General features: G+C 63.2%; 12 protein-coding genes and 1 pseudogene. 4 read left to right on the forward strand and 9 right to left on the reverse strand.

Going from position 1 to position 14,939, the window contains the following annotated elements:
* Positions 1 to 150 precede the first annotated feature (150 nt).
* Entirely contained in the window at positions 151 to 1,290 is a 1,140-nt protein-coding gene (locus HMPREF2716_RS07385; protein WP_003117388.1) for a catalase family protein, read from the forward strand.
* A gap of 182 nt (positions 1,291 to 1,472) precedes the next feature.
* Here HMPREF2716_RS07385 and HMPREF2716_RS07390 read toward each other — a convergent pair whose 3' ends face one another.
* Positions 1,473 to 2,075, reverse strand: a complete 603-nt coding sequence (locus tag HMPREF2716_RS07390) for a hypothetical protein (RefSeq protein ID WP_023122160.1) — start codon at positions 2,073 to 2,075, stop codon at positions 1,473 to 1,475.
* A 153-nt stretch (positions 2,076 to 2,228) separates the two neighbouring features.
* Between HMPREF2716_RS07390 and HMPREF2716_RS07395 the strand changes: the two genes are divergently transcribed.
* Positions 2,229 to 2,849, forward strand: coding sequence for a tyrosine-type recombinase/integrase (locus HMPREF2716_RS07395; RefSeq protein ID WP_003111265.1), 621 nt, complete (start codon positions 2,229 to 2,231; stop codon positions 2,847 to 2,849).
* Between the two features lie 907 nt (positions 2,850 to 3,756).
* Here the strand turns inward: HMPREF2716_RS07395 and HMPREF2716_RS28595 are convergent.
* The 7 genes and pseudogenes from HMPREF2716_RS28595 to HMPREF2716_RS30000 all read right to left on the reverse strand — a co-directional run.
* Entirely contained in the window at positions 3,757 to 4,422 is a 666-nt protein-coding gene (locus tag HMPREF2716_RS28595; protein WP_023122161.1) for a hypothetical protein, read from the reverse strand.
* Between the two features lie 726 nt (positions 4,423 to 5,148).
* Positions 5,149 to 5,529, reverse strand: a complete 381-nt coding sequence (locus tag HMPREF2716_RS07410; RefSeq protein ID WP_003102356.1) for a DUF4354 family protein — start codon at positions 5,527 to 5,529, stop codon at positions 5,149 to 5,151.
* Between the two features lie 493 nt (positions 5,530 to 6,022).
* Positions 6,023 to 8,227: a xanthine dehydrogenase family protein molybdopterin-binding subunit gene (locus tag HMPREF2716_RS07415; protein ID WP_003102357.1), complete on the reverse strand. Its 2,205-nt coding sequence runs from the start codon at positions 8,225 to 8,227 to the stop codon at positions 6,023 to 6,025.
* The gene (locus HMPREF2716_RS07420; protein ID WP_010794084.1) at positions 8,224 to 9,213 is read right to left on the reverse strand and encodes an FAD binding domain-containing protein; all 990 of its coding nucleotides are present in this window, start codon (positions 9,211 to 9,213) and stop codon (positions 8,224 to 8,226) included. Before HMPREF2716_RS07420 ends, HMPREF2716_RS07415 begins: the two co-directional genes overlap by 4 nt.
* Positions 9,210 to 9,722 carry a (2Fe-2S)-binding protein gene (locus HMPREF2716_RS07425; protein WP_010794083.1) on the reverse strand — a complete coding sequence of 171 codons (513 nt, stop codon included), beginning with the start codon at positions 9,720 to 9,722 and terminating at the stop codon, positions 9,210 to 9,212. Before HMPREF2716_RS07425 ends, HMPREF2716_RS07420 begins: the two co-directional genes overlap by 4 nt.
* 169 nt (positions 9,723 to 9,891) lie before the next feature.
* Positions 9,892 to 10,443, reverse strand: coding sequence for a methyl-accepting chemotaxis protein (locus HMPREF2716_RS29995; protein ID WP_369700333.1), 552 nt, complete (start codon positions 10,441 to 10,443; stop codon positions 9,892 to 9,894).
* Positions 10,420 to 11,187: pseudogene (locus tag HMPREF2716_RS30000) on the reverse strand (PAS domain-containing protein); the annotation flags it as partial. The pseudogene HMPREF2716_RS30000 and the gene HMPREF2716_RS29995, both read right to left, overlap by 24 nt.
* A gap of 371 nt (positions 11,188 to 11,558) precedes the next feature.
* Here HMPREF2716_RS30000 and HMPREF2716_RS07435 point away from each other — a divergent pair.
* Complete coding sequence (locus HMPREF2716_RS07435) at positions 11,559 to 11,855, forward strand: DUF7660 family protein (RefSeq protein WP_003114923.1); 297 nt, start codon at positions 11,559 to 11,561, stop codon at positions 11,853 to 11,855.
* A 46-nt stretch (positions 11,856 to 11,901) separates the two neighbouring features.
* Positions 11,902 to 12,471 carry a GNAT family N-acetyltransferase gene (locus HMPREF2716_RS07440; RefSeq protein ID WP_004343221.1) on the forward strand — a complete coding sequence of 190 codons (570 nt, stop codon included), beginning with the start codon at positions 11,902 to 11,904 and terminating at the stop codon, positions 12,469 to 12,471.
* 61 nt (positions 12,472 to 12,532) lie between these two features.
* Here HMPREF2716_RS07440 and metE read toward each other — a convergent pair whose 3' ends face one another.
* Positions 12,533 to 14,833: a 5-methyltetrahydropteroyltriglutamate--homocysteine S-methyltransferase gene (gene metE, locus HMPREF2716_RS07445; protein WP_023518592.1), complete on the reverse strand. Its 2,301-nt coding sequence runs from the start codon at positions 14,831 to 14,833 to the stop codon at positions 12,533 to 12,535.
* Positions 14,834 to 14,939 lie beyond the last annotated feature (106 nt).

Genomic DNA, 14,939 nt, shown 5'->3' on the forward strand with positions numbered 1-14,939 from the left:
GGCGCCGCCGCCCCTCTCCACCCCGAGCAGCCCCTCTCCCTTCAGGGGGGACGCCTGGCCAGAGGACGGGGAGAAGCAATCGTGGCGCACTCCCCGCCCAAGAAGAATAAAAGCCCACAGCCAACGCACACCACCAAGGACACCCACTCCATGCGCGCACTCCTCACCCACGCCTGGCTGTTCCTCGGCAAATGGCTCGGCCGCCTGCTCCTCCTGCTGCTGGCCGTCGGCCTCGGCGGCTGGGCCATCGGCAGCCTCTACTACGCCTGGAAATTCTCCGGCCCGGTGTCCGCGGAAGAGCAGATCGCCCCGGACGAAGCCCGCATCACCCAGGCGATCATCCAGGACGCCATCCGCGTGGTCGAACAGCACCGCGACAACACCCGCGTCCTGCGCGATGCCCACGCCAAGGCCCACGGCTGCGTGAAGGCCGAATTCAAGGTACGCGCCGACCTCGACCCAACCCTGCGTCGCGGCGTGTTCGCCGAAGCGGGCAAGAGCTGGAACGCCTGGGTGCGCTTCTCCAACGGCAACGCCTACCCGCAGTTCGACAGCAAGAACGACGCGCGCGGCATGGCCATCAAGCTGCTCGACGTGCCCGGCGAAAAACTCCTGCCCGGCCGCGGCCATGACGGCGAGCAGGACTTCGTCATGTTCAACCAGCCGGTGTTCTTCATCCGCGACATCGCCGAATACCGGCAGAACTTCGCCGCCCAGGCCGACGGCAAGAAAGCCCTGGCCTTCTTCCCCAACTGGAACCCCGCCAGCTGGGAACTGCGCCACCTGCTGATCGCCCTGCGCACCCTCGCCCCCGCCCCGGACAGCCCGCTGCACGCCGGCTACAACGGCATCTCGCCGTACAAGCTGGGCGAACACAACATCAAGTTCCGCGTCGTCCCCGCCCCGGAGAAGTGCCCGGCCTACGAGCTGCCGAAGCAGAACCAGGACCTGCCCAACTTCCTCCGCGCCGCCCTGTACCAGCAACTCTCCATCGACCGCGCCCCCGCCTGCTACGCCTTCCAGGTGCAGCGCCAGGACCCGGCCAAGTACATGCCCATCGAAGACACCAGCGTCGAATGGAAGGAGTCGGACGCGCCCTTCGCCACCATAGCCGACATCATTGTGCCAGCTCAGGATTTCGATAGCCGGGAACAGAACCTGTTCTGTGACAACCTCTCGTTCAACCCCTGGCACGCACTGCCGGAGCATCGGCCGATCGGCGGGATCAACCGGTTGCGGAAGGCGGTTTACGAGGCGGTCAGTGGGTATAGGTTGGGGAGGAATGGGTGAAGAGTTGGGTGGAAGGTAGCTGCGTATGGCGTCTCTCTTGGTATTGATTTCACCAATTTGGACTGTCAGAAAACGGCCCAAAATGGACATTCGTCAGAGGCTCCAGAGATCGCCAAGGTGGCGAACTTCGTCTTAGACAAAATCTATGCGTCAGCACAATAAAAAGGAGGTTTACTCCCTTTTTACGAGCGGAAGACACCGCCATTGCCGTCAAACTTGACTAAGAGATCATGAATCCTGGCCATCTCATCAACAATTGGCTGGATCTCGTATCGTTCACCTAGCACTTGAAAAATGCCTTCCTTCAAGTAGTAAGCCCTGAAAATGTGATGAGGCACATCCGAGTCTTCAGGCTCAGGAAGAATGAGGCTAGGAAAGATGTATCCGACTATCCCGTCTTGAAGATAAAGATCAAGCCGCTCGTCAAAGTGTTCAATCGAATTTCTTAACGCCCTATTCATCAGGGGGCTGTCGTCCTTTACACCAAAGACCTTTGATAGATACTGTCCGCGATCCCTGTGAATGGTCTTCTTGTCCGTTCCTTTCACACCATCACGCGACGGGAAGAAGTATCGCGATATAGCTCCAGACTGGTTGACGACGTTCTGCAAGCAGTCCAGTAGTATGTCCTTCTTCTCTTGCGGATCAATCTTCCCATCTGAGATCTTCTGGATGATCTTTTCTGCAATGTTGCACGACTGGAAGGCAGAGGCCGTATTGAAGAGCATCGACTGAATGTAGAACGCCTGGTGCGGCGTCCAGATACTAAATGCCTCATCCTCCATCCTTCACCCCTATTCATGTTCAAAATTTAGCAGTTCATATACCGAAGAATAGTGCCTAGAGAGGCGCCCTAGGTCAATCAAAGTCTCCTTTGTGTCGGTAAGCGTCCTTGGCTCTAGTTGGCATCCTTGTCCTTCCCACATGGAGGACAAACCATGAACACTATTGCGACATACAACCATCAACCATGGAACAAAGGAAAACTGGTCGGGCAGAAAGCCCCGCTCCGGCTCAAAGATATCTGGGCCATACGGGTAAGGCTCCAAATCGCGGAAGAAACCCGGGATTTGGCTCTTTTCGATCTGGCCATCGACAGCAAGCTACGAGCCTGCGATTTGACCACGCTTCGCGTCCGCGATGTTGCCCATGGGGAACACGTATCTTCGCGAGCGATCGTGATGCAGCAGAAAACCCAGCGTCCAGTGCAGTTCGAGATTACAGAGCAAACGCGGGTGGCTCTGGAAGCTTGGATACATCAAGCCCATCTCCAGAGCGAGGATTGCCTTTTTCCAAGCCGGCTACATGATTCAGAACATCTCTCTACCCGGCAATACGCCCGAATCGTCAAAGCTTGGGTAAAAGCGATTGGCCTTGATCCAGCCATGTATGGCACCCACACGATGAGACGTACGAAGGCATCACTGATCTATCGCAGAACAAAGAACCTAAGAGCAGTGCAACTCCTGCTCGGCCATACGAAGCTTGAGAGCACGGTCCGATACCTAGGGATTGAGGTCGATGACGCATTGGAGATGGCGGAGCAGACTGAGGTCTGACGAGCAACTGCGGCGGTCGAGGGATGACCGTCGCAATCCGACCCATAGCGGCCCTTCGCAGATGGCTGTTACCGGCCAGAAGCGGTAGCTAACGCCAGCCATGAGCAGTGGCTGCGAAGCAGCCGTCGTGCTCCATGGCTTTGCTAGGGCTCTTGTTCCATCCGCCCTCTGTGCTCGGACTACCGATAGGTTGGCCTCACCCACTCACAGAGCCACCAGCCATCAGTGCCATTCCGCGACTTCTTAATGCACCCGATGCTCTCCAAGTTTCGGAGAGCATGAGTAAGATCCTGACTTGAAAGAGGCGATCGACCGTATTTCCCTTGATGATCGTTGACTTTCTGGAGTAGCCCAGAGGAAACAACTTCGTGCTTCGCGTCCTTATGCATCCACATGACGTACACCACCACCGCCTCTTGCTCCGTGAGCTGTATGTTCATGGCTCTCCAGATAGCATTCCAGAAGACGATAGCAACCAATGGGATCAAGTATGGGGTAGCCTGTGCTCCCGTGATACCCAAAGTTCCGCTCGCAACTGCGTCTATCAGGGCGCGGAGGTTAAAACGGACATTGCCGGGCTTCGAAGAACGACCACCACCCCTTCCGGACCGGCCGACCATGATGCACTCGAGGAGCGGCTCTACCTCATCCGGTGGCGAGACTTGGACGGCCTGCTGCATAAACGAGTCGGCTAACTGACGCGCCTCCGTATCCGAAACACCGTGCTTGGCGAATTCGGAAGAGATCCATGACTCTAACTCAGCTTGCTTTTCTAGCTGCCTAGTCCGGTTCCATGCCAACGATACTTCTCCTTGCTCTAACGTTTGATTAAGAGGCCGACTATAGCCGGCCACTCAGTGAGTGGTTCGAACGATTTGTTAGTCGATGCATTTTGGCATTTTTTTATTTACAGAAACTCACCGCGAACGTGTTCATACGTTGGAGTGATTCCTATGTTATTAAAAAATACATCTGCGAAACTTACAGCACTTGAAACGGCCCAATTGGCACAGCCCGCCCCTAGAACCTTGTCGGGGTAGAATGGATTGCCTATGCCAGTTAGTTTATTTACTTCAAATTTTCCAGTGAGGCGCTTTTCAAATTTATGAATTCTTCGTCCCTCACTAGCTGATTGGCTGATTATAGTTTCTGGCTCAAAGTGAATTAATGCATTTCTTAGCTCAATGAGGATTTTTGCGTTTTGATATGGATTAAGACCTTGATCTATTGGTTGCTTATTATTCAGCTCAAGCGCAATTTCATATTTTTCCAAGATAGGGTATGCGGCGGTTCTTGGTATCCCAAGCTTCCAAAGTCGCGCCATAAGGTCTTTTGCAGGCAGCTCTTTAATGCGCTCTGTCACATGATCATCCGCACAATCGGAAAATATTTCATTTATGACGGCCTCTAAAAACGCAACTGAGAGAATTATGCTTGATATGACGTATGCGTTGTGGCTGCTGCGAACGCTTGCTTCAATTTTTAGCGGGTCCACACTTTCTTCAATCTTGGAGCATTTTTGTGCAAATAAAGTTGCAGCAGAAATATGGCTTATTGAGAGATAACTGCGCATTGATATGGTTATAGACATACTCTCTACCGTCTAACTATAACTAGACACCAATTGGCGGATAAAATTCTCCTTTAAACAGGCGACAGCTCTAAATTACGCTTTCTGCGCCGACATTGGATTATGAATCAACCCGGCAAAATTCTTCTGCTAGCATGCTGGCAGAATTGCACATTAGCTTTCAAATTGGGTGTTAGGCAAGGGGGGGCGGCTTACGTGCCGAAATCACTAGGACGGATTGCCACGCAATTGGTGATCAGGGTTTCTCCCAACTTTCTCAGATGCCCTTGAGTGACTGCTATTGGCCGTATACAGCCCTTCCCTCCCTAAGCCATAGCCTCTCCCATACCTGGTGGGCACCTCTATTGCCACCCGCAGAACCACAACCTCCCCCACTGCTAACCGCAATAGTCGCGGCTTGAGTGCTGCGGATTTGGTTTTTGAAATGTGGTGTTGGCGGCCCTCACCCCAACCCTCTCCCGCACGCGGGAGAGGGGGCCGGGCGTGCCTTGTGGGTCGAGCGCCTCGCTCGGGCGCAGCCTGGAACGATGTCTACCCTCCTCTAGGCCCCGGGTATCTAGAATTCGGCCCCCAGCCCAGGCAACCAGAAGCGCCGGAAACGCGCCCTGAATGATTTCAGATTCGCGCCGAAACCTTCGAAAGCCGTTTCCTCGCACCCGAAAGCCGCCGAGGCTGCCCTGCGGCTTTCGCTGCGCAACGGCTAGTCGCCTACTTGCACCGGTCGCTCAGCCTGACCAGCGATGCGCCGTACACCGCGTCGTCTTCGGAGGCGAAGATCGCGTCGCCTTCGACGGAGGCGCCCGGCTTGAGGGTCTCGGCGGTGAGTTCCTCGTCCACGGTATCCAGCCTGAAGGACTGGCCGGCGGCGGACAGCGCCACCAGGCAGCTGTTCTTCAGGCTGATCTCGCTCTTCGCCGCATTCACCAGGCGGACCTTGAAGGCCTGGGTGCGGAAATGCTTGTCGCCGACGGATACGCTGCCCTTGTCGCCCTGGCGGGCGAAGACCATCACTGCATCCGGCGCGGCGGCGAAGCCGAGGGAAGGAGCGGCCAGCAGGCCGGCCAGGGTCAGGGCCATTGCGTTCTTCATACTGATTTCCTTTGGCAAAGACTGAACGACCCGGTGATTTTCCGTGGGTCTTTTCGCCGCGATCAAGCGCAGTGCCAAGGAATGCGGGCTGCCTCGTGTTCTGCAAGTCGGAGGGTTTCCAGCGGAACTTTTCCCGCAACCGTGCTTCCAGGCGAAAACCGCTCGCTACGCGGAACGCCGGTCTTCCAACCCACACGGTCCTCGCGCCCGCCAGGTTGCCCTCGAACGCTTGCAACCACAGGCCGGACGCTCGGCCCAGGCGATGGCCCAATGGGCGCCGGGCAGGTCCGCTTCGGCGTGGCCGCGATGCAACAAGTGCGCCTGGACCGGCATCGCGGTAGCGCTCGGCGAGGGCGCCACCGAGGCTGTCGGCGGCATGTCGTGTTCGACTCCGTTGCGGGTGGCGAGCGGGGCCTGCGATCTTCCCTTGGGGGAGAGTCCAGCCCGGCGACCCGGCAGGTGGCCGCCAAGCCGCTTGCGCAGGCTGCCGGGCTCAGCCGAGCAACTTGTCGACGGTCAGCGGGAAGTCGCGCAGGCGGCGGCCGGTGGCGTGGTACACGGCATTCGCCACTGCGGCGGCGACGCCGACGATGCCTATTTCGCCGACGCCCTTGGAGCCCAGTTCGTTAACGATATCGTCGGGTTCGTCGACGAAGATCACCTCGATATCGCCAATATCGGCGTTAACCGGGATGTGGTACTCGGCGAGGTTGTGGTTCATGCAGCGGCCCAGCGCATGGTCGACCTGGGTTTCCTCCTGCAAGGCCATGCCCAGGCCCCAGACCACCCCGCCGAGTATCTGGCTGCGAGCGGTCTTCGGGTTGATCACCCGCCCCGCCGCGACCGCGCTGACCACCCGGCTCACACGCAGGGTACCGAGGGCTTCGTCGATCCGCACCTCGACGAATACCGCCGAATGGGTCGCGGTGGCGTAGCCTTTGCGCCGCGCCGAGGGTTCAGCTTCCACCTCCACCTGCAACGCGTCTTCCGGCAGCCCTTGCAGCAGGTCGGCCAGGGCGTATCGCGTATCGCCCGCTTCCAGATGGCCACGGCATATGCGGAAGCGTTCTTCGGCGGTGCCGGCCAGCTCCGGATGGCGGGCCCTGGCATGGGCGACCAGGGCCTGGCGCAGGCGCAGGCAGGCCAGGCGGACGGCGGAACCGACCGACGAGACGGTGAACGAGCCGCCCTGCAATGGAGCCTTGGGCAACGCACTGTCGCCAAGCTGGAAGCGCACCTCTTCCGGCGCCATGCCAGCGGCGTCGGCGGCGATCTGGGTCATCACCGTGTAGGTGCCGGTGCCGATATCCGTGGTCGCGCTGGCCACCCGCAGCAGGCCGTCCGCCTCCAGCCGCGCCCTCGCGCTGGCCTTGCTCTGCATGGCCTCCCAGACGCCGCCGGCCATGCCCCAGCCGAGCAACTGGCGCCCTTCGCTCATGCTCCGTGGCCGTGGGTCGCGGGCCTGCCAACCGAAGCGCCGGGCGCCCTCCTCGTAGCAGGCCAGCAGCGCCTTGCTGGAGTACGGCTTGTCCTCGTTGCCGTTGCGCTCGGCGAAGTTGAACCGGCGCAGCGCGATGGGGTCCATGCCGAGCCGCACCGCCAGTTCGTCCATCGCGCATTCCAGCCCGATCAGCCCCAGCGCCGCGCCGGGGGCGCGCATGTCCAGCGGGGTATAGACGTCCAGCGGCACCAGACGGTAGGCCAGGGAAAGGTTCTCGCAGCGATAGAGCATGCCGCTCCACTCCACCACGTGCTCGGTGAAGTCTTCGAAGCGCGAGGTCTGCGCTGTCGCCTGGTGGCCCAGCGCAAGGAGGCGCCCCTCGGCATCGGCGCCCAGTTGCAGGCGCTGCAGGGTGCGCGGCCGGTAGCCGAAGGTGAACATCTGCTGGCGGGTCAGCACTACGCGCACCGACCGCCGCAGTTGCAGCGCCGCCATCACCGCCAGGGCCAACTGGTATTGCGGACGCAGGCCGGAGCCGAAGGCGCCGCCGACGTAGGCGGCACAGACCCTTACCTTGTCGGCGGGCAGGCCGAAGACCTTTTGCAGGTAGGCCTGGCTGTTCTGCGTCCCCTGGGTCTTGTCGTGCACCAGCAGGCTGCCGTCGGGCTGGACGATGACCGTGGACGCGTGCGGTTCCATGGGATTGTGGTGCTCGATCGGCGTGCTGTAGCTGGCCTCGACCCGAATCGGCGCGGCGCGGTAGGCGGTGTAGAAATCGCCGCGCTCGGCGGGCAGTTCGGCGGGAGCCTCATGGGCCTGGTCGAGGGCGGCCAGCAGGTCGGTCTGGTGCGGCTCGGGCTCGATATCGATGCGCAGCAGCGAGCCCGCGTAGCGGGCCAGTTCCAGGCTCCGTGCCAGGACCAGGGCAAGGGGCTGGCCGCTGTACAGGACGCGGTCGTCGAACAGCGGGCGGAAGGGTTCGCCTTCGGCGGCATCGGCGTCCTTGTAGGGCTCGTCGTCGCCCGCCATCGGCGGCCGGTTCAGGTGATGCAGTACCGCGACCACCCCGGGTACCGCCAGGGCCGCCGCACAGTCGATGCCGCGCACCCGGCCGCGGGCGACGTCGCTGCTGACCACGCTGCCGTGGAGCAGGTCGGCGGCAGGATATTCGGCGGCGTAGCGAGCCTGGCCGGTGACCTTGGCTGGCCCGTCGACGCGATCCAGGGCTTGCCCGGTGCTGTGTGGCAGGCTGCTCATTGGCCGATCCCTCCCGAGTGGGCTTCTTCCAGTGCGCGAACGATGGTGTTGCGCGCCAATCCGATCTTGAAGGCGTTGTGGGCCAGCGGCCTGGCGTCACGCAGCAGCGCTTCGGCGAAGCGGACATAGCTGTCCCGGTTCGCCGGGTGGCCCCTGAAACGTTCCTCCAGCTCTGCGACGCGCCATGGCTTGTGGGCCACGCCGCCGAGCGCCAGGCGCAGTTCGCCAATGCGCTCGCCGTCCGGTTCCAGGGCCGCCGCCACCGAGACCAGGGCGAAGGCGTAGGAGGCCCGGTCGCGCACCTTCAGGTAGTGGCAATGCCGGGCGAAGCGCGGCGCTGGCAGCTCGATGGCGGTGACCAGTTCGTCGACGGCCAGGCAGTTGTCGCGCTCGGGCGTGTCCGCCGGCAGGCGATGGAAGTCGGCGAAAGCGACCCGCCGCTCGCCAGCGCGGCCGCGCACCAGTACCTGAGCCTCCAGCGCCGCCAGCGCCACGCACAGGTCGGATGGATGTACCGCCACGCAGTGTTCGCTGGCGCCGAGGATCGCATGGTTGCGGTTCAGCCCGCTGCGCGCGGGGCATCCGCTGCCCGGCTCGCGCTTGTTGCATGGCGTGCCGGTGTCGTAGAAATACTGGCAGCGGGTACGCTGCAACAGGTTGCCGCCGGTGCTGGCCATGTTGCGCAACTGCGGCGAGGCGCCGGCGAGGATCGCCTGGGCTAGCAAGGGATAGTCCGCCTCCACAGCGGGATTCCAGGCCAGTTCGGCGTTGCTGACCAGGGCTCCGACCAGCAGGCCGCCGGTGGGCGTCCGGCGGATGTCGCGCAGCGGGAGGCCGGTGATGTCGATGAGTCGCCGGGGCCTGGCAACGTTTTCCTTCATCAGGTCGAGCAGGTTGGTGCCACCGGCGATGTAGCGCGACTCCGGACCGGCGAGGCCCAGCGCCTGCTCGATGTCGGCCGGCTTGGCATAGGCGAAGGGCGTCATGCGCGCTGCCCTCCCTGCCCGTCGCGATCGAGCAGCGGCAAGGCGTCTTCCACGGCGTCGAGGATATTGCCGTAGGCGCCGCAGCGGCACAGGTTGCCGCTCATGCCCTCGCGGATCTCTGCCCGCGAGCGCGCCCGCCCCTCGCTCGCCAGGCCAAGGGCCGAACAGATCTGTCCGGGCGTGCAGTAGCCGCACTGGAAGGCATCATGGCGGATGAACGCCTGTTGCAGGGGATGCAGGCGATCACCCTCGGCCAGACCTTCGATGGTAGTCAGTGCATCGCCGTCGCACATCACCGCCAGCGTCAGGCAGGCGTTGATCCGGCGACCGTTGCACAACACCGTGCAAGCGCCGCATTGGCCGTGGTCGCAGCCCTTCTTGCTGCCCACCAGGTCGAGCCGCTCGCGCAGCAGGTCGAGCAGCGTCAGCCACGGGGGTACTCTCAGCTCTCGGCGCTGGCCATTGATCAGCAGGCTGATCGGCAGGTCCGCCGGCTCCGGATTGGTCATGGTACAAGCCTCACGGTCGGTGCATCGGCGCGGCGGATGCCGCTTTTTCAGGTCCGACCGAACGGCTCGAAGATACGTTCAAAGTAAATGACGGCCATGGCCATGCCACAAAGGCGGGCGGATGCTCGACGCCTGCGCCGCTATCGGCCGCCGGAGGCCTGCGCCGAGGTCACTTGAACAGGCTCGACACCACCCGCGCCACGTGCTCGGCGCCCTTGCTGATCTCCTGCATGATGCCGGCCACGGTGGTGATCTGGTTGTTGTTCTCCTGGGCGCTGGACTCGATGGTCTGCATGTTGTGGTTGATCTGCTGGGTCAGCTTGACGTTCTCGGTGACCACGTTCTTGATCTCCACCGTGGCGCCGCTGGTGCGCGCCGCCAGTTGCCGCACCTCGTCGGCGACCACCGCGAAGCCGCGCCCCATGTCGCCGGCGCGAGCCGCCTCGATGGCGGCGTTGAGGGCCAGCAGGTTGGTCTGTTCGGCGACGCTCTGGATGGTGGTGACGATGTTCTCGATGTCCTTGGTCTGGTGGGTGAGCTGGGAAATCAGGCCGACGGCGGTGTTGACCATCGACAGGGTCTTGGCCGACAGGGCGACGGACTGGTCGAGGGAGTCGATGCCGCGGGTGGAAATCTGCGCGGTCTCTTCCGCGGTGGAGAACGACAGCTCGGCGGCGCGCCGTACCTCCTCGTTGCGATTGACCTGCTCGGTAACGTCGATGGCGAACTTGATGACCTTGATTATCCGCCCCGAACTGTCCTTGACCGGGTTGTAGGTGGCTTCGATATGTACCCGCTCGCCGGCGGCGCTGCGGCGCTCGAAATGCCCGCGGGAGAATTCGCCGTGCCGCAGCCGGGCCCAGAAATCCGGGTTCTCCCGATAGAACTCGTCGAAGCAGAGCATGCGGTGGTGCTGGCCCTTGAGCGACTTGAGGCTGTAGCCGAAGAGACGCAGGAAGTTCTCGTTGGCATCGAGTATCTCGCCGTCCGGGGTGAACTCGATGACCGCCATGGACTGGCGTATGGCGTCGTTGATCGCGTTGAGCAGGAGCAGTTCGGAATGGTTGCGGGTCACGTCGGCGGCGATCTTCAGCACCTCGACGACCGCCCCTTCGGCATTCTTCACCGGGAAATAGGTGGCCTCCAGCCAGACCGGCGTACCATCGCGCCGCAGGCGCTTGAACACGCCGCGCTGGGGCGTGCCGCTGGCCAGCTCCTTCCAGAAGCGCACGTAGGCGGCGGAGGCCTGGAAGTCCTCTTCGCAGAAGATCCGATGGTGCTTGCCGACCAGCTCGTCCGCCGAGTAGCCGACCACCGCGAGGAACAGCGGGTTGGCGGACAGTATCTGGCCATCGGGAGTGAAACGGATGGTGGCGACGTTCTGCCCGATGGCATCGAGTCGCCACGCCAGGTCTTCATCCTTGGCGGCGCTTTCCACCGCCCTGCTTTTTCTGCCGAAGAGCATCGCGCACGACTCCTTGATGGCGCCTGTCCATCGCGAGGGAGTGGAGAACCGGAGATAGCCGTCCTACCGCTAAACGCCAGTGTAGATCGGGCTCCGGCAACTTTCCTCGGCGCCCGCATCGCCGTCCGTCCCCTAGCGGGCGGGTCCCAGCGGGGCGCGCGATGCCAGGATCGCCAGGCCGGCCAGCCCGACTACCGAGACGCTCTGGTTGAGGCAGGCATTGGTACGCCCAGACAATCGCCCCGCGCCCGCGCATCAGCCAGGCTGCGAGCCATGCCAGCGCCGGTCCGCGCTATGATCGCTGCACCCGGCCTGACCGCGCTCCGACCTCGCGCCGTCGTATCCCGAAACCCACTTCCAGGAGGAAGCACATGGCAACCGATCTCTACGCGCTGGCCGAACAGGTCGAGGACGAAGCGGGTTTCCTGCGCTTCCTCGCCGCGCTGGCGGCGGACTGGGAGGAAGACCGCCGCCTCGCCGCCGCCAACCCGCCGAAACCGTTCGGCCCCAGCCCGCTGGGTTGGGAGAACGGCAGCATCGGTGGCTTCCTCGATGCCGCCGCGACCTGGGGCGAGGACTCCCGCGACGGCCTGCCGGGCTATTCCAGGCCGGAGAATGCCTGGCGGCGCGCGGCGCAGCTGATGCTGGCGGGCAAGTTCTATGAATGACTTCAAGTCTGCCCTGGCGCCCTTCCCGCCCGGCTACCCGAGGGTCTTGCCGGGCAACCGGCGGCAGGTGCCGATATTGCATCGCGACGCGGACTTCCTCCTGCGCGCGCTGCAACCCGACGATTTCGTCCGGACCAGCCGCTACGAGAACGCCAACCGCGAGCACCTGGCGCCATGGGAGCCGCTGCGCGACCCGGGGTATTTTTCCGTGGACAACGCCCGCGCCCGCACCCTGCTACAGGTGGCGAGCATGGACGACGGCGAGGCGCTTCTCCTGCTGTTGCTCGATCCCGACGACGGCGAGGTGCTGGGGCGCTGCAGCTACACCAACATCGTCCGCGGGGTATTCCAGGCCTGCCACCTGGGCTTTTCCCTGGCCGCTGCGGCGCAGGGCCGCGGCCTGATGGCACGAGCCCTGCGGGTAGCCAACCGGTATTGCTTCGAGCAGCTCGGCCTGCACCGGATCATGGCCAGCCACCTGCCGCGCAACGCACGCAGCGAGCGCCTGCTGGAAAGCCTCGGCTTCGAGAAGGAAGGCTACGCCCGCGCCTACCTGAAGATCGCCGGGGTCTGGGAAGACCATGTGCTACGGGCGCTGGTGGACGCTCCGCGCTGAACCGACGTGCAAATGCGGAACGGGACGCCAGGCGTCCCGTTCCGCTCACCAGGCCCGCCGGTCAACCGCGGGCGAGGTCGCCACGCAGTTCGCGGGCCGCGGCGACCATGTTCACCAGCGCTGCCTCGGTTTCCGGCCAGGCGCGGGTCTTCAGGCCGCAGTCCGGGTTGACCCAGAGCCGCTCGGCGGGTATCCGCCGGGCCGCCTTGCGCAGCAACGCGACGATCTCTTCCCGGCTCGGCACGCGCGGCGAATGGATGTCGTAGACGCCCGGACCGATCTCGTTCGGGTAGTCGAACTGCTCGAAGGCCTCCAGCAGCTCCATGTCCGAACGCGAAGTCTCGATGGTGATCACGTCGGCGTCCATGGCGGCGATGGACTCGATCACATCGTTGAACTCGCTGTAGCACATGTGCGTATGGATCTGGGTTTCGTCGCGGACTCCGGAGGCGCACAGGCGGAAGGCCTCGGTGGCCCACTCCAGATAGTGCGGCCAGGCGTTGCGGCGCAGCGGCAGGCCTTCGCGGAAAGCCGCCTCGTCGATCTGCACGATCCTGATGCCGGCGGCCTCCAGGTCGACCACTTCGTCGCGGATCGCCAGGGCCAACTGGCGCGCCTGCACCTCGCGAGACACGTCCTCGCGCGGGAAGGACCACATCAGCATGGTCACCGGGCCGGTCAGCATGCCCTTCATCACCTTGTCGGTAAGGCTCTGGGCGTACCTGATCCACTCCACGGTCATGGCCCGCGGACGGCTCAGGTCGCCATAGATCACCGCCGGCTTCACGCAGCGCGAGCCGTAGCTCTGCACCCAGCCGAAGCGGGTGAAGACGTAGCCGTCCAGTTGCTCGGCGAAGTACTCGACCATATCGTTGCGCTCGGCCTCGCCGTGCACCAGCACGTCCAGCCCCAGTTGCTCCTGGATCTGCACCGCATGGCGGATCTCGCTGTGCATCGCCTCGATGTACTCGGCCTCGCTCAGCTTGCCCTGCTTGAACGACTGGCGGGCCAGGCGGATCGACGAGGTCTGCGGGAAGGAGCCGATGGTGGTGGTCGGTAACGCCGGCAGGTCGAGTCCGGCGCGCTGCCTGGCGATGCGTTCGGCGAACGGCGAGCGGCGCTGGGCGTCGCTGGCCTTGATCGCGGCCAGGCGCGCCTGCACGGCCGGCTTGTGGATTCGCGGCGAAGAAGCGCGGCTGGCCTGGACCGCACGGCTCTCTTCCAGGGCGGCAAGCACCTCGGCGGCCTCCGGCTCAGTGGCGGCACGGGCCAGCACCGCGACTTCGCGGCACTTCTGCACGGCGAAGGCCAGCCAGCTCTTCAGCTCGGCGTCCAGCCCGTCTTCGCGCTCCAGGTCCACCGGGCTGTGCAGCAGCGAGCAGGACGGCGCGACCCACAGCCGCTCGCCCAGGCGCTCCCGGGCATGGCGCACCACTTCCAGGGCTTTCTCCAGGTCGCAGCGCCAGACGTTGCGTCCGTTGACCAGGCCCAGCGAGACGACCTTGTAGGCCGGCAGGCGGTCGAGGATGCTCGGATACTGTTCCGGCGCTCGCACCAGGTCGATGTGCAGGCCGTCCACCGGGAGGTTGGCGGCCAGGCCCAGGTTGTCTTCCAGGCCGCCGAAGTAGGTGGCGACCAGCTTCTTCAGCGGTTCGCTCTGTAGCAGGTTGTAGGCGCGCTCGAAGGCGTTCTTCCATGCCTGCGGCAGGTCGAGGACCAGGATCGGCTCGTCGATCTGCACCCACTCCACGCCCTGGCCGGCGAGGCGGCGCAAGATCTGGCCGTAGAGCGGCAGCAGGCGGTCCAACAGGTCGAGCCTGTCGAACTCGGCGCCCTTGCCCTTGCCCAGCCACAGGTAGGTCAGCGGACCGATCAGCACCGGCTTCACCTGGTGGCCGAGGGCCCTGGCCTCGTCGACCTCCTCGAACAGTTGTTCCCAGCTCAGCTGGAACTGCTGGTCGGCGCTGAACTCGGGGACCAGGTAGTGATAGTTGGTGTCGAACCACTTGGTCATTTCCTGGGCATGGGCACCGCCGCAACAACTGTCGTCGCTGACGCCACGGGCCATGCCGAACAGGGTATGCAGGGTCGGCCCGGCCTCGCCGTGCGCCCGGAAGCGCTCGGGGATCACGCCGAAGGTCAGCGAATGGGTCAGCACCTGGTCATACCAGGCGAAATCGCCGACCGGCAGCAACTGGATGCCGGCATCCTTCTGTACCTGCCAGTGGGCAGCGCGCAGCTGCCGACCGACGGCCCGCAGGCCTGCCTCGTCCAGCTCGCCCTTCCAGAACGCTTCCTGGGCTTTTTTCAGTTCGCGATCGCGTCCGATGCGTGGGAAGCCGAGAGTGTGGGCCAGGGCCATGGGTGTTCCTCCAGTCGAAAGGTCGATGGAGGGATTCTCGTGAGGCTCATGCCATGAGACAAACTCAATTTCTTCGTGATGAAATCAAGTTTCCCTCATGATCATC

Source organism: Pseudomonas sp. HMSC076A11, assembly GCF_001810205.1.
Classification (GTDB): Bacteria; Pseudomonadota; Gammaproteobacteria; order Pseudomonadales; family Pseudomonadaceae; genus Pseudomonas; species Pseudomonas aeruginosa.

Coding starts and splice junctions, on each gene's coding strand:
- HMPREF2716_RS07385 (WP_003117388.1), top strand. CDS start 151: ATGCGCGCACTCCTCACCCACGCCTGGCTGTTCCTCGGCAAATGGCTC.
- HMPREF2716_RS07390 (WP_023122160.1), bottom strand. CDS start 2,075: ATGGAGGATGAGGCATTTAGTATCTGGACGCCGCACCAGGCGTTCTAC.
- HMPREF2716_RS07395 (WP_003111265.1), top strand. CDS start 2,229: ATGAACACTATTGCGACATACAACCATCAACCATGGAACAAAGGAAAA.
- HMPREF2716_RS28595 (WP_023122161.1), bottom strand. CDS start 4,422: ATGCGCAGTTATCTCTCAATAAGCCATATTTCTGCTGCAACTTTATTT.
- HMPREF2716_RS07410 (WP_003102356.1), bottom strand. CDS start 5,529: ATGAAGAACGCAATGGCCCTGACCCTGGCCGGCCTGCTGGCCGCTCCT.
- HMPREF2716_RS07415 (WP_003102357.1), bottom strand. CDS start 8,227: ATGAGCAGCCTGCCACACAGCACCGGGCAAGCCCTGGATCGCGTCGAC.
- HMPREF2716_RS07420 (WP_010794084.1), bottom strand. CDS start 9,213: ATGACGCCCTTCGCCTATGCCAAGCCGGCCGACATCGAGCAGGCGCTG.
- HMPREF2716_RS07425 (WP_010794083.1), bottom strand. CDS start 9,722: ATGACCAATCCGGAGCCGGCGGACCTGCCGATCAGCCTGCTGATCAAT.
- HMPREF2716_RS07435 (WP_003114923.1), top strand. CDS start 11,559: ATGGCAACCGATCTCTACGCGCTGGCCGAACAGGTCGAGGACGAAGCG.
- metE (WP_023518592.1), bottom strand. CDS start 14,833: ATGGCCCTGGCCCACACTCTCGGCTTCCCACGCATCGGACGCGATCGC.